Origin of the sequence: Paenibacillus sp. J45TS6, assembly GCF_018403285.1 — a bacterium.
Classification (GTDB): Bacteria; Bacillota; Bacilli; order Paenibacillales; family Paenibacillaceae; genus Paenibacillus.
Window position 1 is genome coordinate 130,516 of the sequence record NZ_BOSJ01000009.1, and the last position, 18,688, is coordinate 149,203.

General features: G+C 41.3%; 15 protein-coding genes. 4 read left to right on the top strand and 11 right to left on the bottom strand.

The features are described from left to right. Window positions 1-156: 156 nt before the first annotated feature. The 3 genes from KJS58_RS14915 to KJS58_RS14925 all read right to left on the bottom strand — a co-directional run bounded on the left by KJS58_RS14915 (window position 157) and on the right by KJS58_RS14925 (window position 2,931). Window positions 157-738 (bottom strand): TetR/AcrR family transcriptional regulator, encoded by a 582-nt coding sequence (locus KJS58_RS14915; RefSeq protein ID WP_191797266.1) that lies wholly within the window; start codon window positions 736-738, stop codon window positions 157-159. Window positions 739-741: 3 nt separating this feature from the next. Beyond that, on the bottom strand, window positions 742-1,374 hold the full coding sequence (locus KJS58_RS14920; RefSeq protein ID WP_160032244.1) for a YigZ family protein: 633 nt from the start codon (window positions 1,372-1,374) through the stop codon (window positions 742-744). 201 nt (window positions 1,375-1,575) lie between these two features. After that, window positions 1,576-2,931, bottom strand: coding sequence for a glucose-6-phosphate isomerase (locus KJS58_RS14925; protein WP_160032245.1), 1,356 nt, complete (start codon window positions 2,929-2,931; stop codon window positions 1,576-1,578). Between the two features lie 281 nt (window positions 2,932-3,212). On the opposite strand from KJS58_RS14925, the gene KJS58_RS14930 reads away from it, so the two are divergent. After that, window positions 3,213-4,112 carry an NAD(P)-dependent oxidoreductase gene (locus KJS58_RS14930; protein ID WP_213533462.1) on the top strand — a complete coding sequence of 300 codons (900 nt, stop codon included), beginning with the start codon at window positions 3,213-3,215 and terminating at the stop codon, window positions 4,110-4,112. A 79-nt stretch (window positions 4,113-4,191) separates the two neighbouring features. On the opposite strand, the gene tkt is transcribed toward KJS58_RS14930, so the two are convergent. From tkt to KJS58_RS14945, 3 genes are all read right to left on the bottom strand, one after another. Continuing rightward, window positions 4,192-6,243 carry a transketolase gene (tkt, locus tag KJS58_RS14935; RefSeq protein WP_213533464.1) on the bottom strand — a complete coding sequence of 684 codons (2,052 nt, stop codon included), beginning with the start codon at window positions 6,241-6,243 and terminating at the stop codon, window positions 4,192-4,194. A gap of 481 nt (window positions 6,244-6,724) precedes the next feature. After that, window positions 6,725-7,618, bottom strand: a complete 894-nt coding sequence (gene purU / locus KJS58_RS14940; RefSeq protein ID WP_213533466.1) for a formyltetrahydrofolate deformylase — start codon at window positions 7,616-7,618, stop codon at window positions 6,725-6,727. A 36-nt stretch (window positions 7,619-7,654) separates the two neighbouring features. Continuing rightward, window positions 7,655-8,782 (bottom strand): deoxyribonuclease IV, encoded by a 1,128-nt coding sequence (locus KJS58_RS14945; RefSeq protein ID WP_213533468.1) that lies wholly within the window; start codon window positions 8,780-8,782, stop codon window positions 7,655-7,657. Window positions 8,783-9,280: 498 nt separating this feature from the next. Between KJS58_RS14945 and KJS58_RS14950 the strand changes: the two genes are divergently transcribed. Next, entirely contained in the window at window positions 9,281-9,736 is a 456-nt protein-coding gene (locus KJS58_RS14950) for a DUF2621 domain-containing protein (protein WP_283771287.1), read from the top strand. A 238-nt stretch (window positions 9,737-9,974) separates the two neighbouring features. On the opposite strand, the gene KJS58_RS14955 is transcribed toward KJS58_RS14950, so the two are convergent. Next, the gene (locus KJS58_RS14955) at window positions 9,975-11,213 is read right to left on the bottom strand and encodes an MFS transporter (RefSeq protein ID WP_213533470.1); all 1,239 of its coding nucleotides are present in this window, start codon (window positions 11,211-11,213) and stop codon (window positions 9,975-9,977) included. Window positions 11,214-11,234: 21 nt separating this feature from the next. Continuing rightward, a complete protein-coding gene (locus KJS58_RS14960) occupies window positions 11,235-12,893 on the bottom strand; it encodes a glycoside hydrolase family 43 protein (RefSeq protein ID WP_213533471.1) in 1,659 nt (552 codons plus the stop codon). A gap of 313 nt (window positions 12,894-13,206) precedes the next feature. On the opposite strand from KJS58_RS14960, the gene KJS58_RS14965 reads away from it, so the two are divergent. Both KJS58_RS14965 and KJS58_RS14970 read left to right on the top strand, forming a co-directional pair. Further along, window positions 13,207-14,103, top strand: a complete 897-nt coding sequence (locus KJS58_RS14965) for an AraC family transcriptional regulator (protein WP_213533473.1) — start codon at window positions 13,207-13,209, stop codon at window positions 14,101-14,103. 199 nt (window positions 14,104-14,302) lie between these two features. Next, window positions 14,303-15,196 (top strand): TIGR01777 family oxidoreductase, encoded by an 894-nt coding sequence (locus KJS58_RS14970; protein ID WP_213533475.1) that lies wholly within the window; start codon window positions 14,303-14,305, stop codon window positions 15,194-15,196. Here KJS58_RS14970 and KJS58_RS14975 read toward each other — a convergent pair. The 3 genes from KJS58_RS14975 to KJS58_RS14985 are packed head-to-tail and all read right to left on the bottom strand — an operon-like array spanning window position 15,193 to window position 18,672. Further along, on the bottom strand, window positions 15,193-17,073 hold the full coding sequence (locus KJS58_RS14975) for a DUF6382 and FHA domain-containing protein (RefSeq protein ID WP_213533477.1): 1,881 nt from the start codon (window positions 17,071-17,073) through the stop codon (window positions 15,193-15,195). The genes KJS58_RS14970 and KJS58_RS14975 overlap by 4 nt on opposite strands. A 58-nt stretch (window positions 17,074-17,131) precedes the next feature. Next, window positions 17,132-17,674: an A24 family peptidase gene (locus KJS58_RS14980; RefSeq protein ID WP_249717357.1), complete on the bottom strand. Its 543-nt coding sequence runs from the start codon at window positions 17,672-17,674 to the stop codon at window positions 17,132-17,134. Next, window positions 17,671-18,672, bottom strand: coding sequence for a TadE/TadG family type IV pilus assembly protein (locus KJS58_RS14985; protein WP_213533479.1), 1,002 nt, complete (start codon window positions 18,670-18,672; stop codon window positions 17,671-17,673). The genes KJS58_RS14980 and KJS58_RS14985 overlap by 4 nt, the downstream gene beginning before the upstream one ends. Between the last annotated feature and the right edge of the window lie 16 nt (window positions 18,673-18,688).

Here is an 18,688-nt window from a genome sequence, read left to right on the forward strand (position 1 = left end):
TTTACCAAATATAGGGGGATTTCGTCAATCATTTCTCGTCCGATGATCAGATCACACTTTCGCAGATCACCGTTATGATATTGTAACGTTATGATAGTTTACCGCTTTGAAGTATGTAAGCATGACGTGGTGTTGACGTGTACCAAATGAAGGGGGTTACAGACGACTGCACATGATGTTTACATGCGAAGCTGCTTCAGCCCTGACTTCTTCAAATGGCAAGCGGTCTTGGATGTAATAAGAGATGAATCCGTGAATGGATAAAAATAAACTGTGGGGTAGTTGGATCCGTTCTTCGTTTGTGTAGTTTTTGTGGTTCATATGATGACGGATAATGGTGGCGAATAATTCATAACAACGATTCTGTTCTGCCCGGCAATAAGCAAGCAGCTCTTCGTCTCGAATCATAAACATAATTTCATATTGATAGGGATTTTGCAGACCAAAGCGTATAAATTCCATCATGACATGCTCTGGTTTCGTAAGTCCATCTTTAGAACTTCTAGCCATGGCCTGCAGGAGCAGCTGCCCCAAATGGTTAAAATCTTCGACTACAATGGCATAAAACAATTCTGCTTTTTCCTTGAAATGATAATATAAAGAGCCGTGACTGTATCCTAGATGCTGTCCAATACTACGCATTGAAATAGATCGATATCCTTTTGTAACGAATAAATGCCTGGCCGCTTCCAGAATCCGTTCTCTCGACAATTCCTGCTCCACTGCTCTTCTAGCCATATCTTATTCTCCTTCAATAAAATAAAGCTGCTGTCCCTCCGTGATCACAGATTGACCTTGTGTTAGATCTGTCATAAACTCGATGAATCGCTCTGCTTCTCGATCTACCGGCAGACATGTCAGCTTGACTTTGTCAGTAAATGTAGTCTCTCCCATGCGAACCTGCCTGTTTCTCAGCTCATTTTCCACTTTTCCTAGCCAAGTGTAATCCAGTTCTACGAAAACTTCGCGGTGAAGCACTTTCGTTATCGCTTCTCCGGCCTCAATCGCAGCGACTGCTCCATCCGTATAAGCACGAATCAGTCCTCCGGCACCCAGCATAATACCGCCAAAATATCTCGTTACCACGATAGCGACATTTTTTAGTCCCTGATTTTTGATCACCTCCAAAATAGGTTTCCCTGCGGTCCCGCTTGGCTCTCCATCATCAGATTGCTTCTGAATCTCATCCCGTTCACCAATCATATATGCTGAACAATTATGCGTGGCGTTCCAATGTTTTTTCTTAATATCTTCAATAAATTGGATCGCTTCTTCTTCATTTTGTACAGGCATAACGTAACCAATAAATCGAGATTTCTTAATTACAATTTCCTTGTTCCCCGCTGCTCGAACGGTTCTGTACTGCTCAATCATTGCTCTCTTACCTTTCTATATGTGAAGAAAACACCTGTAGGTGTTCTATTCTTAGATGTAATAGGGTTTATATTTGTAAGAAAGCAGTCCATCCAAATGCGGGTGAACTGCTTCTTATGATCAAACAACCTGTGGCAGCTTGATTGTATTACTATATTTATGAAACAGATAACTTCTGATCTTTAATAGATCATTCCATTATTATTCAGTAAGTCTTGCTTCAAGTTTTGCTTTTTCTTCTTCATAACCTGGTTTGCCAAGAAGAGCAAACATGTTCTTTTTGTAAGCTTCTACACCCGGTTGGTCAAACGGATTTACTCCCATCAGGTATCCGCTGATTCCGCATGCTTTTTCAAAGAAGTATACCAGATATCCGAAAGAATATGGAGACATATCTGGAACATTTACAATAAGATTTGGTACTTGACCGTCTGTATGTGCCAGCAGTGTACCTTGGAATGCTTTTTTGTTAACGAAATCCATTGTTTTTCCTTCAAGGAAGTTCAGACCATCTAGGTCGTCTGGATCTGCTTCAATGGAGATGTGGCTTGGTACTTCTTCCACTTGGATAACCGTTTCGAAAATGTTACGGCTACCTTCTTGAATGAATTGTCCCATGGAGTGAAGGTCTGTGGAGAAATCAACGGAAGCAGGATAGATTCCTTTGAAGTCTTTTCCTTCGCTTTCGCCAAACAATTGTTTCCACCATTCAGATACAAAGTGCAAGGATGGCTCGTAGTTTACAAGGATTTCGGTTCCTTTGCCTTTGCGATACAGCGCGTTACGTACTGCAGCGTACTGATAACTTTGGTTTTCTGCAACGTTCGGGTTAGCAAATTCTTTGGAAGCATCAGCCGCACCTTGCATCATTTCTTCAATGTTAATACCTGCTGTAGCGATTGGCAGAAGTCCTACTGCTGTCAGTACGGAATAACGACCACCTACGTCATCAGGAATAATGAAGGACTCATAACCTTCTTCAGTTGCGAGTTTTTTCAGTGCACCACGTGCTTTGTCTGTTGTTGCGTAAATACGTTTACGTGCTTCTTCTTTACCATATTTTTTCTCCAGTGCAGCACGGAAGATACGGAAAGCAATCGCTGGTTCTGTTGTTGTACCGGATTTGGAGATTACATTGACAGAGAAGTCTTTACCTTCAACCAGCTCAAGCAAATGATTTACATATGTAGAGCTAATGTTATTACCTGCAAAATAGATTTCTGGAGTTTTACGTTTTTCTTTTGGCAGCTCATTGTAGAAAGAATGAGTCAACATTTCAATCGCTGCACGCGCGCCAAGATAAGAACCGCCGATCCCGATTACGATCAATACTTCGGAGTCGCTTTGGATTTTTGCTGCTGCTTTTTGAATGCGGGAGAACTCTTCTTTATCATAGTTCGTTGGAAGGTCGATCCAACCCAGGTAGTCGGAACCTGCGCCTGTACCATTATGAAGCTGCTCGTGAGCAAGACGAATTGGCTCTGCCAAATAGTCCACTTCATGTTGACCTACAAATTCAAGAGCTTTACTGTAATCAAAAGTTACTTTTTTAGCCATGATTATAAAACCTCCACTATTTTTAAATTAGCGAGAATTAGTTCTCACTTGAAAGCTTGTCTTATGGCTGTCCGGTTTATACGTTATTGTTAACTACCGCGCCTTCACTTATGAAATAGAATACTTTAATTTCGATAACGTGACAAGCTTGGTGAATTGCTGACCGAATCATTTTACACTTTATTCTCTTCAAGTTTAAGCCTTTTGGCTTGCCTCTGTCTCCATGATATGATGAAGACCTAATGAACGTTTGATTAAACAATGAAAGGTGAGAATGATTCATGAAAAAGATTGCTGTACTTGGACTTGGCACAATGGGTGGACCCATGGCTTCTAACCTTCTAAAAAAAGGATATGAAGTCACCGTATATAACCGAACTGCTGAAAAATGCAGCCCGTTCGTAGCCGAAGGTGCTGTAGCAGCCAAAACGCCGAAAGAAGCAGCACACGGTCAGTCTCTCGTAATAACTATGGTAAGTAATGATGCATCCATCAATGATATTTATTATGGCGAGAATGGTATTTTTGCAGGTGTCATCGATGGGACTACGATTATGGACTGCAGTACCATTTCCCCTGACCTTGCAAAAAAACTCGCAGCTGATGCTACGGCTCTTGATTGTTCTTTTCTGGATGCACCTGTTACAGGCAGCAAACCAGCAGCCATTGATGGTTCATTAGTATTTATGGTCGGCGGTGATGCCGTAACCATCGAAAGTCAGATGGATGTATTCGAAACGCTCGGAAAAAAAGTAATTCCTATGGGCGAAAACGGAAATGGTGCCGTAGCGAAACTTGCCCATAATACGATCGTTGGAATTAACAATGTAGCACTAGCGGAAGGATTTGCGATTGCCTCAAAATCGGGCATCCCGGCTGATGCATTCCTGGATCTCGTCCAGTTAGGTTCTGCCGGCAGTAAAGCAGCTGAACTGAAAGGCCGCAAAATCATTGACCATGACTTTACGAATCAGTTCTCCCTCGCTCTTATGCTCAAAGATTTAAAACTTGCGTCATCTCTAACAGACAATACTGGCGTGCCTGCCCCTATGCTGAATCTGGCAAAAAGCATGTTCCAGTCTGGTGCCGCTAAAGGATACGGTGAGGAAGACTTATCAGCTGTCGTAAAAATCTACGAAGCCTATATAGAACAGCAAATTAACGGCAAACCGCTTGCATAGATATCAAGATAGGATGAAAAAGGGTAAAGCGCCATTTGGCTGCTTCACCCTTTTTTGTTTTCATATGGATACAATAGAACTACAGAAGCGCTTTAACGCGGCTTACTACGTTTTCTACTGTGAAGCCATATTCTTTAATTACAGTGTCGCCAGGCGCAGATGCACCGAACGTAGAAATGCCGAGAATATCACCAGCATCACCCACATATTTTTCCCAGCCCATTGGATGAGCCATTTCTACTGCAAGACGAGCTTTAACGTCTGGAAGGAGTACGGAATCTTTGTATGCTTTATCTTGTTTTTCGAACAGATCCCAGCTTGGCATACTGATAACACGTACGTGAATACCTTCTTCAGCAAGAGCCTCTTGTGCTTTTACTGCCAGTTGAACTTCAGAACCTGTTGCGATAATTTGAGCGGTTGCTTTACCATTCTTCGCATCAGATACTACATAAGCACCACGTTTGATTCCTTCACGAGCGCCTTCTACTGTACCCGGAAGAATCGGCAAGTTTTGACGAGTAAGCACAAGTGCTACCGGATTCGAAGTGTTCTCTACTGCATAAGCCCATGCTGCAGAAGTTTCATTTGCATCCGCTGGACGAATAACAGTAAGACCTGGAATGATACGCAAGGAAGCGAGTTGTTCAATCGGTTCATGCGTAGGACCATCTTCACCTACTGCAATACTGTCATGAGTCAGTACATAAGTTACTGGCAGTTTCATGATAGCGGACAGACGAACTGCTGGACGCAGGTAATCGGTAAATACGAAGAATGTACCGCCGAATACTTTCACACCGCTGTGCAGCGCCATACCGTTCATTGCAGCAGCCATACCGAATTCACGAACACCAAAGTAGATGTTACGGCCGGAATAATCCGCTGGAGTGAACTGAGCAAGATCGTTCAAGTGAGTCATTGTTGAACTTTCAAGGTCAGCAGATCCACCAGTGAGGTTAGGTACATTGTGAGCAAGACCGTTCAGTGCATTACCAGAAGCTACGCGAGTAGATACTGCTTTGTCTTCCACACTGTACTTCGGCAAGTCGCGATCCCAACCTTCAGGAAGTCCGCCGCTGATTGCTGTTTCGAACTGAGCAGCAAGTTCAGGGTATGCTTTTTTGTATTCTGCAAATTTAGCTTCCCAAGCTTTGTTTGCTTCTACACCACGTTCTTTCACTTTTGCAAAATGAGCACGTACTTCGTCTGGAACGAAGAAATCTTCTTCATATACCCATTTGTAATATTCTTTAGTGAGTTTTGTTTCGTCAGGACCTAGTGGGGAACCGTGAGTACCGCCATGGCCGCCTTTACCTTGTTTGTTCGGGCTGCCGTAACCGATCACTGTTTTCACTTCGATCAGGGTTGGACGATCTGATACTGCTTGTGCTTCTTTGATCGCTTTTTCGATTGCAGGAAGATCATTACCATCTTCTACGCGAAGCACTTGCCATCCGTATCCTTCAAAACGTTTTTGAACACTTTCGGAGAAAGAAAGGTTCAGTTTACCATCAAGGGAAATATCGTTGGAATCATAAAGAACCACGAGTTTACCCAGTTTCAAGTGAGATGCCAGGGATGCTGCTTCGTGAGAAACACCTTCCATAAGGTCACCGTCACCGCAAATTGCGTAAGTATAGTGGTCTACCACATCGAAATTATCTTTATTGTAAGTAGCTCCGAGCTGAGCTTCAGCCATTGCCATACCTACTGCCATTGCAATCCCTTGTCCAAGTGGACCTGTCGTTGCATCCACACCAGCAGTGTGACCGAACTCAGGGTGTCCTGGAGTCAGGCTTCCCCATTGACGGAATTGTTTAATCTCTTCCATTGGAAGATCATATCCACTCAGGTGTAGTAAGCTGTAAAGCAGCATAGATCCATGCCCTGCGGACAATACGAAACGGTCACGGTTAATCCAAGTTGGATTTTCCGGATTATGGTTCATCGTTTTGGCAAACAATTGATAGCCCATTGGTGCAGAGCCCATCGGCATACCCGGGTGTCCGGATTTTGCTTTCTCAATTGCATCGATTGCCAAGGTACGAACAGTAGTAATAGACAAATTATCGATTGTTGAATTTTCATCTTTGTTAATGCTTTGGTCTTTAGTTTGTTGATCAGTCATGTTTCATCCTCCTCATAATCTCTAAAAAAAGATGTCAGGATAAGCAAACGGACTTACGCTCAGGGATTGGTACCCGCTAAAAGAAAAAAACTTTTTTATGCAAGTTAATCCGCTTGAATGTTTCAATTTGACTTATTCAATAGTATTGTAACACCTCATACATCATTTTTCCATAGCCTTCTTGTTCGTTACATAAAAATTCATATAAGGCATCCACCCAAGTATCTCCTTGGCAAGGAAAAGCATACCTAATCAAAAAGCGGAATACTTGTACAAAAAAAGCGATGATTACACGCAAAAAGCCATCCCTATTATATACTCTTAGACTGGTCTGGGCCCTTTAAAACATCAAAAATTTTCCAGTGGGATTGTTTTAGTTTGGTTTATTGTACCGATTTAAATAAAAAAACTGTCCCCTAATAAGTTAGGGAACAGTTTTTTTGCATGTCAAAATATAAGAAATTATCGTTTATTATTCCTATTAGTTAAAGACTACGGTCTTGTTCTCGTGAACAAGAATTCGGTCTTCCACATGCCATTTTACAGCACGTGCAAGTACAACACGTTCGATTGTACGTCCAATTCTCTTCAGCTCAGGAACATCATCCCGATGACTTACACGCTCCACGTCCTGCTCAATAATCGGACCGCCGTCCAGTTCTTCCGTCACATAGTGAGCAGTTGCTCCTATTAGTTTTACGCCGCGGCCATAAGCTTGAGCATAAGGCTTACCGCCCACAAAGGCCGGCAAGAAGGAGTGATGGATATTAATAATACGATTCCGGTAATGTTCGATAAACGTTGGCGATATAATCTGCATATAGCGAGCCAGGATAATCACATCAATGTCTTCACCAATCACTTCAAGCTGGCGCTGCTCAGCCTCTTTCTTCGTATCTGGTGTAACAGGAATATGATGATACGGAATACCAAAGGATTCAACATATTCTCTCATATCCGGATGGTTACTTACGACAAGGCCGATCTCTGCATCGAGGTCTCCCGCTTGCCACTGCCACAAAAGCTCAACAAGACAGTGATCTTCTTTGGATACAAAAATAGCAAGTTTCTTACGTCTTGAGACATCGGAGATATACCACTCCATCTGAAATTGTTCCGCTATAGCACCAAAGTCCGCTTCCAGCTGAGGTAAGCGACTAGACAGCTGTGGAAGATCAAACTCCACCCGCATGAAGAACATGCCTCCATCTGGATTCATGGAGTACTGATCGGATTGAATGATATTTGCCCCGTGCTCGAAAAGAAACTTAGAAACTGCCGCAACAATACCCGGACCGTCTGGACAAGAAATCAGCATGCGGGCACGATCGATATGTGCAGGTCTACCTTGTGTGTGTTTTGTGTGAATATCCATTGGTCAATTTTCTCCCCCTTGATTTAGATCAATAACCTAAGCTTTCACCAATGCTTCTTTGCCAGCAAGCCATCCAATCAAGCGATGATTCAATTGCTCCTCTGTAAGTTCAGGGAACAACGCTGCATTTACAACCATATCATACAAGCGCTCGAGCGGTTCGCGAGGATCCGCCTTTTTTGCTTTTGCATCATTTTTGAGGAGTGTCCATGTGTCCAGCACAAAACGGCGGGATTCAATATCTTCCCCTGTAAAGAAATGATGGAGTCTCTCCACATCTTCAAGGAAACCTTCTCCAAAACGTCCTGCCACATCTCCGCGCAACAAAGCAATCTCTGCCTCGTACATAGGACGTTGTTTTTTGGCATCTTTCCCGATCCATGGGGTCTCAAGTATAAACGGGCGACCTTTGAGCAGTTCATGATGGACAACGCGGTTAATGGTATCAAAACCAATCCAACCTGCACCAATCGGCGTATGTCTATCTTTTTTTGCTCCTGATGGATTTTTACTATCATTAATATGCACGACTCCGATTCGGTCAAGGCCCACCGTGCGATCAAACTGTTCTAGAACACCGTCCAGATCGCCTACGATATCATAACCAGCATCATGAATATGGCAAGTATCCATACAAATGGTCAGACGTTCATTACGTTCAACCTTATCAATAATACGAGCCAGTTCTTCAAAAGAACGACCTACCTCTGTTCCTTTGCCTGCCATTGTTTCCAGTGCGATATTCACATCTGTTTCTTGGACTCCATTTAATACTTCATTAAGTCCCTCTGCAATACGCTGAATACCATAGTCGGCATCTTTATCCGTAAAAGCACCGGGATGAAGCACAATATTCTTCACGCCGATCGCATGCGTACGGCGAATTTCTTCCTGTAGAAAACTTACTGCCAGTTCATAAGTGTGGTCTTTGTAAGAACCTAGATTGATGATATAAGGTGCATGCACCACAATCTCTTCAAATCCACCTTCTTGCATTGCTTTTTTACCTTCTTCAAGGTACATAGATTCCATTGGTTTACGGCGCGTATTTTGCGGAGCACCTGTATATATCATAAACGAAGAAGAACCGTACGATGCCGCTTCTTCTGTTGCTGTCAGTAGACCCTTGCCCGAAAAGGATACGTGGGAACCGATTTTAAGCATCTTTTATCCCCCTAATTTTAAGAATGTAAAGTTTATTGTAACTTGATTATGAAAGCCAAGCAATACGATCCTCGTATGTAACATATATCTCTCATCATACCTTCATCTTTGTCTGTGCATTCCATAGGAAACATCAGAATAGGAGTGAGAATCTTATTCGTTAACTATCGAAATATATTCATATCTGCGTTATAATTCAATAAAAGGACAAATTTAGAAAATTGATTCACTCCTCAGATAAGTACATAACCATTGAATGACATGATACATTGGGTAACGATCCATAGCTAAATTGAACCTTCTTAAATTTATCGTCCTGATGAAAGCAGCGAAAGATATGATGAAAATGATTCTTCTAACAATTCATTTACAGCATCGTTTCATTTTAAACGCGTGATGTCCACATTTGAATTATAAGTTCTTTATAAGTTCTTTTCATGTAGACACATAATTCTATTTAACTCTATCCTTGAGGTGATTGAAATGGATGTAATCCTGATGAATAGTAAGCTTAGTGCGGCTATGCCTAGCAACTGGTTTATGAACTCTATTGCGTTTTGGACCTTTCTTCTATTAGGAAGTATGGTAATCGGCGGTTTTTTTATGTTTCGTAAATTCTTAAAAACACTTCCTAAAGCCGATGGTAAATCCAAACTGGATTGGCAGAATCACTGGGTGGAAGCAAGCCGTCATCTCTGGACAGACGAAGCAAAAAGTTTTTTAGATGAGCTGGTTCAGCCTGTACCTGGCCCTTTTCGAGATATTGCCAAGCATTCCATCGCTGCCGAGATTGGTAAAATCGCTCTTCAGAACCAGGCGAAAGAAGTAACGAGAGATCACTGTATTAAAGGATATATTGTGGCTACACCAAAAAGAGACAACCGCTTCCTCGTTACCTTCCTAGACAAGAAGCAGATTGACTATAAGCCTTATAAACATCTAATGAACAAATAGACAAACTCGCTCTTGAGTCGATAATATCTAAATTCCATTTCATACCCGTTCCTCAGATCAGATTCAAGACGACTATTACATTGCGAGAGATCACCCACGCCCACATAAAAATGATTATGCCGCAAAGTATCGTTTCTTTATCGATACATTAAAACAAAAAAAAGCCGCAAAACGCGGCTTCGAAACTTCAGGCAAACTAGCTTAAACTAGTTTGCCTGCCGTCTTTTTTTTAGAGAATCTATCTTGCTACAGATTTGATAGAGAGAATAGAGATCCCTCCGATGATCGAGAGTGAAAATGACATAATAAAGATGGATGAAAAACCGATTTGGGAAATCATGAATGCAGCAATCACTGGGGCTATCGCTTGTGTCACGGTATTTCCCAAATTGTAAATTCCTAAGAACAGACCTACTCGATCCTTATCCGGAATTACTCTTAAGTTTAGAAGATTGTCCAAAGAGTTCCATATGCCCATTCCCAAACCAGCCATAAAACCATAAATCATAATACCTAGATCATTTTGTAAAAAGAAAATGCTGAGTGCTCCAATTCCCAAGAAAATCGTAGATAAGCCAACTGGTAATTTTAATATTTTTAACTTATCTGAAATTGGTCCAGCAATAAATCCCATAGCGATACCAAATACCAGCATGATAATATTAATTAGTTGGATAGACTGTTGTGTATCAGAGGTACCTTTGTGTAAAAAATCGGTCATTATAAATAACAAGTAACCTGTAATTGCAAAGTTCCCAATCCCTTGACATATTTTACCAATTAAAGCTAGATAGTAATCACGACCAACCGACCACGTTGGAAACACGGACAGGAATTCCTTGATTGAAAACGCTTGCTTGTTTGGTGACTTGGAGACATCTACTGTCTCATCCAAGTTAGACGATTCACGCACAATAAATGCAGCGATTAAAGTACCAATGAACGTAATAATACCAAAAATAACAAAACCTAAACGATATTGCCCTAAAAAGACTGCACCTAAAATGGTAAATCCATTGTTACCTAGTGCCATACCAAGTCCGCCATAAGCAGATGATGCTGTTCCCTTGCCTTCTTCCGGTGCTAAATCTAACCAAGCAACCATGGGTGCTACAATAAAGTTGAGTGCAACTTGTCCCAGCATCCAGCTTAGTAATAATAACGGAATGGTAGTGGTCATTGAGGCGAGAATCATTGCGAGCATAAATACGAATGATCCTCCGATCAGCCAAGGTGTACGTCTTCCAAACCGAGACCTTGTACGGTCAGACAAGTATCCAGCTACCATGTTAGAAATGGCCGCGACAACCATCCCTAATGCTGAGAATAAAGCTACAATGTTAATTTTATTTTCGGGATCTAGTTGCTGAATCATTGCAGGTAAAAATAAACTTGCTGTTACAATATAAGGTCCTAGCCACGTAGCTGGTCCGATAATTAATCCTGGTACTAAACGTTTAAGCGGTATCGTTCTCATGTGAAATTTCCTCTCTGATGTCTAGTAATTCTTGACCATGTAATAATCAAAATCTGCAAATGAATCGTGCTGGTGAGAATCAACTGAACCAATAAAATTAAATAGCCCTGTAAATCCGCCGATCTCTCCTGGTTCCCCGTTCACACCTTCATCAGATAAATAAGAAACATCAATTTGATCTTCAAATACTTGCCATTCCCTATCCTCATTCAAGCGATAGAAGATACCCGCTATTCCTGAATTGTATATAAGCTTCAACTCAGCCGTATTTTGAGGTACTAGGGTTTTATGATGAACAAACTCGATGCGCTTTCCTAACTTTGCTTGAAGTAAACTTAATACTGTCCCGCCTAATGTTTCTGAATACGTTAAGTGAGCATAAATCCAGTTGTTAGAATCATAGTAAAGCCCCATACCCGCAGTTTCTGAATAATGATCCGGCCTAAATTCAAGTTTTGTCTTAAATTCATAATGAAATGATGTGGCACGGGTTGCCATAATGGCTGGATTCATTTGTGAAAATAACGAGTTCTCGCCGTGAATCCGCAAATACCCTGGACGTTCCACCGTATTCACCCAATGCACTTCCTGATTGCGATAAGGAGTCATAAAATGGTTGTTATATTTTTCACTAGTAAAATCATCAAATACATCATGAGTTACCCTGTTTCCTGGACTAACTCCCTTCATCCCCATAACTTCCATCTTGGCTACATTAGTTCCATCACACATTTCCAACCAGCCATCTTCAGTCCAGTTCATTTTTTGTAAAGAAGTTTCACGTCCTAATGGATTTAAAAGCGTTCCTTCAATTGGGCGGGACATGAGATGAGCAATATACCACTCACCCGTATGGGTTTGAACTAAAGAACCATGGCCTGCTTTTTGCATAATGGAATGTGGATTATACATTTCAAAATGTCCGGCATCCGGATCACCGAGTGAAAATAGATGCTGCGGTGAAGATGTGATAATCGGCTCTTTTGATGGATGGGGCTCATACGGACCAAATATATTTTTTGAGCGCCCTATCTCAACACCGTGTGCGTATCCTGTTCCTCCAGCAGCAATTAGAAGATAGTAATATTCCTTATGCTTATATATTTGTGGTGCTTCAGCACAACCTCGGCTAGTAAACCCTTGTGTAACTCGATGCCATTTGCCTTTGATCTGACCTTTATCTAGGTCAAACTCTGCAATCACAATATGCCCGGGTGCTTGGTAACCTTGTCGTGTTTCCCACTCCAAAATGGATACATAATGTTTTCCATCCTCATCATGAAAAAGAGCTGGATCAAAACCTATGGATGTTATGTAGATAGGTTCTGACCAAGGACCATTGATATCTTCTGCCCACATAGCATATGAATCCGCATTAAATTCACGGCCAGCCATGTTTACCATGTGAGAAAATGCTAACCAGAATTTTTTAGTAGACGAATCATAGGATAAGTGCGGCGCCCAAATGCCGGCAGGTGTATTCGTACCGCGTAAATTGACTTCACCATTTCGTAGTACGAAACTTGTGAGTTCCCAATTGGATAAATCTTTTGACTGGAAAATTTGTACCCCTGGGTTCCAGTGAAATGTTGAAGTAGCTATATAATAGACTTCCCCAACCCGAATAATGGAGGGATCTGGTGCCATTCCAGGAATAACGGGATTTTGAATCATTGTCATATATCTTTTGCTCCTTTCGTCACTTAATTATGGTTATGATCGATTGCCTTTCTTATAAAGCACTTACCTTTTGTGACTAATACATTTACCCTTTTTCTAGAAAGTAAAATTATTATGAAACAGCTCATTGATACCGCTTTCTTTTTTGACTATAATAAACTTGCATTTGCTAATTATCGATAATTTAACTGTATACCACGTCAACAACGAAAGCGTTTCCTGTTGCTTGTCTACATTATAATAACAATGAATATATAAATACGATTGCATAATTAAAGAAGAATTTACCCATATCAAAGGCAGGTTTAATACAATGACAAACTGCAATAATTGTTTATTAGGCAGCAAAACACAAATACTTCCCCGTATTGATTGGAATATTCGTTTTTTTGGCGCTCATAAACAGACGGTTTATTCAAACTGGTCAATGACTAAGGAATACCACCATGCTTTTGAAATATTAATTGTTTTAGATGGCACGCAAGAAACGCTTTTTGAGAATGAACAATATTTAATAGAAAAAGAGGATATCCTCCTTATTCCGCCTGGATTTGAACATATTAATAAATGTCATACTTCCGAGTCTATGACCTATTTTTGTGCTCATTTTGATATTGACGAACCTTCTTTACGCATGAAATTGATGAAAAACTGTGATTGGGTTTATAATTCTTCCCATCCCTATCACAGCAGATTAAAAAAATGTCTTCACAAATGGATTGATATTTTAGAAGATCCTAATATTTCTTTTGCTAAAGCAAAATTAAGAGCACAAGTTATTCTTTTTGAATTATTGGAAGTGTTAGTAGATATTCAGCCCTTAAACGACAACCGAACAACCCAGACCATGACTACAGCGAAATATGCCAAAGAAATTGCAGAAGCTATAAAGTGGAATTTTAAGAAAAAAGCCGGGGAGAAAAGCGAACATACCGATTTCAGTATCCACATTCAACCCATTATTGCTTCTTTGGGAATCAGCCCAAACTATGGGTTAGAAGTCTTCCAAAAAGTTTATCGTATGTCTCCAAGAAAGTATTTATCTGATCTGAAATTACAAGAAGCAAAAATCTTATTACAACAACCCGAGTTATCATTGAAGGAGATTGCTCATCGTTTAGGTTATAACAACCTCTCTCACTTTAGCAGGCAATTTAAACGATGGACCGGAATCAACCCTTCAGAATATCGAAAGAAAACGAACATCTAAAGAAATCAAAGTACCTAAGCCGATGCATAAAAACATGAGTCTATTTATTCTAATTGTATGGCAAAGTGGAATTTATACGGACGGAATGTAGTGCAAAGAAGAGTGTGAATGATTTACAATTGTGTAATAAGCAAATAGGAATATGAAATAGGACGATACATTTCATAGGATGGTCAAAAGAGAGGGGCGAGTTTATTACATGAAGCTTGCGATTTGCGGAGGCACGGGATTTATCGGGAGTCATCTTTCTGAGTATTGGATAAAGCAGGGACATGAGATTACCATTATTACAAGAAAAGCAAGAGCCAACCAGCCAGATGGCATGAAACTTGTGACTTGGGATGAACTAAGTAGCAATCCCCATCTGCTTGAATCACTGGATGCTGTCGTTAATCTATCTGGTGAATCGCTCAATCAGCGGTGGACAAAGGATACAAAGTCAAAAATAAAGCAATCTCGCCTGGATTCGGTTCACCGATTAGGAGATATTCTGGATCAGCTCACGAACAAACCGCAAGCAGTCATTCAATCCTCAGCTGTAGGAATCTATGGTACCTCTCGAAAGAATACCTTCAATGAATATTCTGAGGTAGAAAGCATCGATTTTCTATCTGACGTCTGCGTACAGTGGGAAGATGCAGCCCGGCAAAGGTTTAATAATACCAGGCTAGTCCTTGTGAGAACAGGCGTAGTTCTGGGCAGTAAAGGAGCCTACCCTCTCATGCAGTTACCTTATAAATTTGGGGTAGGCGGGCCTATTGGGGATGGAGAACAGTGGGTTTCATGGATACATATAAATGACATGGTGAAGCTGATCGATTACGCTGTGCGAAATCCTGATATGAGCGGCCCTGTGAATGCGACTTCTCCATACCCTGTTACAAATAGAGATTTTGGAAAGACCATTGGAAAAGTTCTGCATCGTCCTCACTGGTTTCCAGCGCCTTCTTTTATGCTCAAAGCACTGCTTGGCGAAATGTCCATTCTCGTTCTTGAAGGTCAGAAAGCAGTGCCTGACAAAGCTCAGGAATGCGGCTTCCAATTTGATTACCCCCGTCTGGATGAAGCCATCCGTCAGTTAACAAACAACTAGACATAACGAAAAGTATATTTTGATTCTGCAATGATAAAATAATCCCCTTCTTCCAGGGGATATTCTTTATAAGGAATCATCGGCTGATCAAGAAATAGTGTACCGTTCATGGAATTTAAATCTTTAATATAATATCGATCTTTAGACTTACTGATTTCTACATGTGCCCGGGATGTCCCCTTCCCTTCCTCTACGTATTGAGACACTTCCTGTGAGCGGCCAATAATAAAACTTGCTGTACCTAACTCCATTTGTTCAGGTGCAGCTTGGGGAGCTTGCCTTTCTAATATTCCTTTTTTTATAGTCACCACAGCTGACTGACTAGCGAAACTTGAAACTGGCTCTAAATCAGTAAGAAGTACTGTAGCCTGGACATGAGATGAATTTAGCATTTGCGTGCTATGACGCAAAGAATCATAGTAACGATCCGTCGTCTCATGCTCCTCATTGTCTAGTGTCTTAGGTACAGTAAAAGAGAAGTTAGAATCTGACGTTGAGGTTATTTGTTTAAAAGGATTGTTAATTTCACTATCAGATTCCTCTAGCTTAGATGGTGAGTTCCAACGCCACGGTTCCGCATCTTCTTTGTTTTTATTTCCACCACCGAAAATCCCCCTCTTCCCAGGAAAATCAGTCTCATCTTTCTGCTGAAATAAGGAGAAGGAAGAAGGTTTCTCATCATTTGAGAATTCGTTGTTGGAGTAATCATTTTCTTGTTTTTTCGCACTGTTTAAAGAGATTTTACCTAGCCCAACGGACTTTCCTGTAGATAGAACATAAGCAGCTGCAGCTAGTATTATGGTAATAACCAAACACATCAAAAGCCGAATAGTCGTTGGTTCATCCATATAAAGAAATCTCCATAACACAGAGGCGAGAAGCGTCCCACCCAGCCAGTAATAAATAGGCTTTTCAGGTTTTTTAGTCTCTTTCTCTTCTCCTTCTTCAGAGTAATGTCCACTCGATTCAAAGGTATCTTTCAAAGAAAAAATAGGGTGCGGAATAGAACCCAGAGTAAGTTCGGGTCTATTCTCACTCGCCAATTCAGATGAGGAACGGCGGAGTGGGTTAAGTGGAACAGACGAACTTAAGCTCTCGCTTGAGTGATTGGACAACACTGGTATCTGTTTGGGTATGGGTGGAGGTGTAGGTCTAGAAAGTCTCTGTAAATCAGATATAACACCACCTGGTTCGTTTATGAGGGACCGTGATTCCCCTTGAAAATGATCGTCCCTAGGAAACGAAGAAGATACACCAGGTGCACTATTTGTCGTTGCTGAAGACTTACTTCCTACACCTGTCTCAGACATAAGTAGTTCATTCAACAATCCCTGCAAACCGTCAAGCTGAAAATCTCCGTCATTACATAACTGCAAAACTCTTTGAATCCCCGTTCCTTCGAGCGCTTTGACATAAGGCATCATTCTGCTCACCATCTGACTTATTTGAAAAGGTATGGATTCTACTTCCTTTTCTAGTGAAGAAGGTATATAACATAAATACACTTTTGCTTCCTCAAGAGTGTCGGTTGTAAATATATAATCCTCATGTAATACATACCTTTGTTCATCAAGCATATACTGCGGACAAGTAAGTAATGTCTGAGTGATCTGCAGCAGTAATTGAAATAGACCTGTTAAAGACAATTTCTCATGTCGTGCTGTCTGGGAAAGCATTTTTTTGCCTGTTATATCATAGTGAAACGTAATTTCTTGATTGATCTCTTTCATAGACATTGGTAGATGACCCGAAATAACATTGGACATCACCATTTGCAGCTGCACCTCACTCAGTTCACTGCGAACAAATCCGCCGGTTTTATCAATCGTCATCATTGCTTTACCGTTATGTATAAAATCTCGTTTCAAGCTAATCATAACGTCTCTCCTTTAGACACATCACTGTTTTATTCTCCATGTATAATAAGACCATATTTTATAATAAATAAATCCCGCATGCGCTTATAAACCCCGGCAACACAGCAATCATAAACGGAAACCGAAGTCCTTCCTTCAGAGGGCTGTAACTATGCACTGAACTGATTAATCCGATACCTGGAATTACCCGGCCAAAAATATATAGAATGAGCTTACCCAATCGTTGAACCAGTTGTTTTTTCCATAATAAAATAATCAAACCAATAACGCCTGCAATGAGAATGGAGTACACCATTGCTTGAACCGTAAACAAGACCCCGGTCCAAGCCCCAATTCCGCCAAAGATTTTCACATCACCCGCCCCTACAGCTCCAGCAAGATAAAGCACAAACATAATTCCAAATCCAGTACCAAATCCGCTGATACTCGCAAGCAAACCTTGAAAACCACCTATACATAAATGCACGATCAGCCCGCTAATGATAGCGGACAAAGATAACAGGTTAGGAATTCGCATGGATCTAACATCTGTAATAAATGCGGCTACCACAAAAATTCCACATCCGTAATAAACAAGTTCCATCACATTCACTTCCTTCACGTCTTTGAAGCAACCTCAAACATCACTTCTAACCTAGCTCCATCACTTGTTTCAATGACAAAAGGCCACGTTCCCGGTGTCGTTCTTGTGCCGACAAACCACGTCCACTCCACATCACCATTCTCATCGGCCGTAGCCCATCCTACATGTTTGGCCGTGCTTTCTCCTGTTTTATAAAATACCGACAAATTTGCCGAAGCACCCGGAGTAATCTTCGCCCTGATGGTAGCCTGTCTCGCAATATAGGCAGGTTCCGGTTTGGATAACAGAGCTACATTTCCCTTCGCAGCGGTGGTTCCGTCTCCTTCTGAGGCTCCCTCGTTTGTAGCTCCAATCCAGATCCGCTCTTTGCTGCTGGCCTGAATTCGAATGCTTTTCTTTGTAAAAGGAACTTTGAGCGGCATCTCATAAGTTAGCTCGATCCCGAAGTAAGGGTTTGTTTTTTCTTTCAGGTTCGGTAAGTCGATGCCGTTAACGTGAATCCGGTCATATTCAAGTACAGTATTCTCGATTACCGGAGAGAGTAGCGGCTTAATTACCGGGTCTAGTACGGCTTCCGAAACTGAACTTTGCAGATGCTGCAGTGGTGCTTCTCCGCTAGCTGCTGCCATAGAAGCCCACTCACCAATCGGTTCGGGCAGAGCAGAAGCATATTTGGCAACTAAATCAGTCAAAGACAGTTCAGGGATCGGAAAAACCCCTCCCTCCCCCGTTCCAGGAATCTCGATACCATTTAATCCTGAATCTATTGAGCCTGCCGCATCAACTGCAAGCACTACAGGATACATATGTGCAGAGATTTTTTTCGCTGTTTCTGAGGCAGCGGTTTGCAGGGCCGTTACAAATAACGTCATCTGGACAAAATAAATAAGAAAGACGATAAAAAAGAGAAAGATCGGCATGACAAGAGAAGCATCGAGTACTATACTCCCTTTGTCTGACCTCAGACTGCCGCTTATCTTTCTACTTCTTCTATTCCGTTTCTTCTGGATTTTCATAGTTTTATTAGCCCCT

What these genes read in the sequence shown, in the direction of transcription:
- KJS58_RS14915 (WP_191797266.1), bottom strand. Translation starts at nt 738, where the DNA reads ATGGCTAGAAGAGCAGTGGAGCAGGAATTGTCGAGAGAACGGATTCTG.
- KJS58_RS14920 (WP_160032244.1), bottom strand. Translation starts at nt 1,374, where the DNA reads ATGATTGAGCAGTACAGAACCGTTCGAGCAGCGGGGAACAAGGAAATT.
- KJS58_RS14925 (WP_160032245.1), bottom strand. Translation starts at nt 2,931, where the DNA reads ATGGCTAAAAAAGTAACTTTTGATTACAGTAAAGCTCTTGAATTTGTA.
- KJS58_RS14930 (WP_213533462.1), top strand. Translation starts at nt 3,213, where the DNA reads ATGAAAAAGATTGCTGTACTTGGACTTGGCACAATGGGTGGACCCATG.
- tkt (WP_213533464.1), bottom strand. Translation starts at nt 6,243, where the DNA reads ATGACTGATCAACAAACTAAAGACCAAAGCATTAACAAAGATGAAAAT.
- purU (WP_213533466.1), bottom strand. Translation starts at nt 7,618, where the DNA reads ATGGATATTCACACAAAACACACACAAGGTAGACCTGCACATATCGAT.
- KJS58_RS14945 (WP_213533468.1), bottom strand. Translation starts at nt 8,782, where the DNA reads ATGCTTAAAATCGGTTCCCACGTATCCTTTTCGGGCAAGGGTCTACTG.
- KJS58_RS14950 (WP_283771287.1), top strand. Translation starts at nt 9,281, where the DNA reads ATGAATAGTAAGCTTAGTGCGGCTATGCCTAGCAACTGGTTTATGAAC.
- KJS58_RS14955 (WP_213533470.1), bottom strand. Translation starts at nt 11,213, where the DNA reads ATGAGAACGATACCGCTTAAACGTTTAGTACCAGGATTAATTATCGGA.
- KJS58_RS14960 (WP_213533471.1), bottom strand. Translation starts at nt 12,893, where the DNA reads ATGACAATGATTCAAAATCCCGTTATTCCTGGAATGGCACCAGATCCC.
- KJS58_RS14965 (WP_213533473.1), top strand. Translation starts at nt 13,207, where the DNA reads ATGACAAACTGCAATAATTGTTTATTAGGCAGCAAAACACAAATACTT.
- KJS58_RS14970 (WP_213533475.1), top strand. Translation starts at nt 14,303, where the DNA reads ATGAAGCTTGCGATTTGCGGAGGCACGGGATTTATCGGGAGTCATCTT.
- KJS58_RS14975 (WP_213533477.1), bottom strand. Translation starts at nt 17,073, where the DNA reads ATGATTAGCTTGAAACGAGATTTTATACATAACGGTAAAGCAATGATG.
- KJS58_RS14985 (WP_213533479.1), bottom strand. Translation starts at nt 18,672, where the DNA reads ATGAAAATCCAGAAGAAACGGAATAGAAGAAGTAGAAAGATAAGCGGC.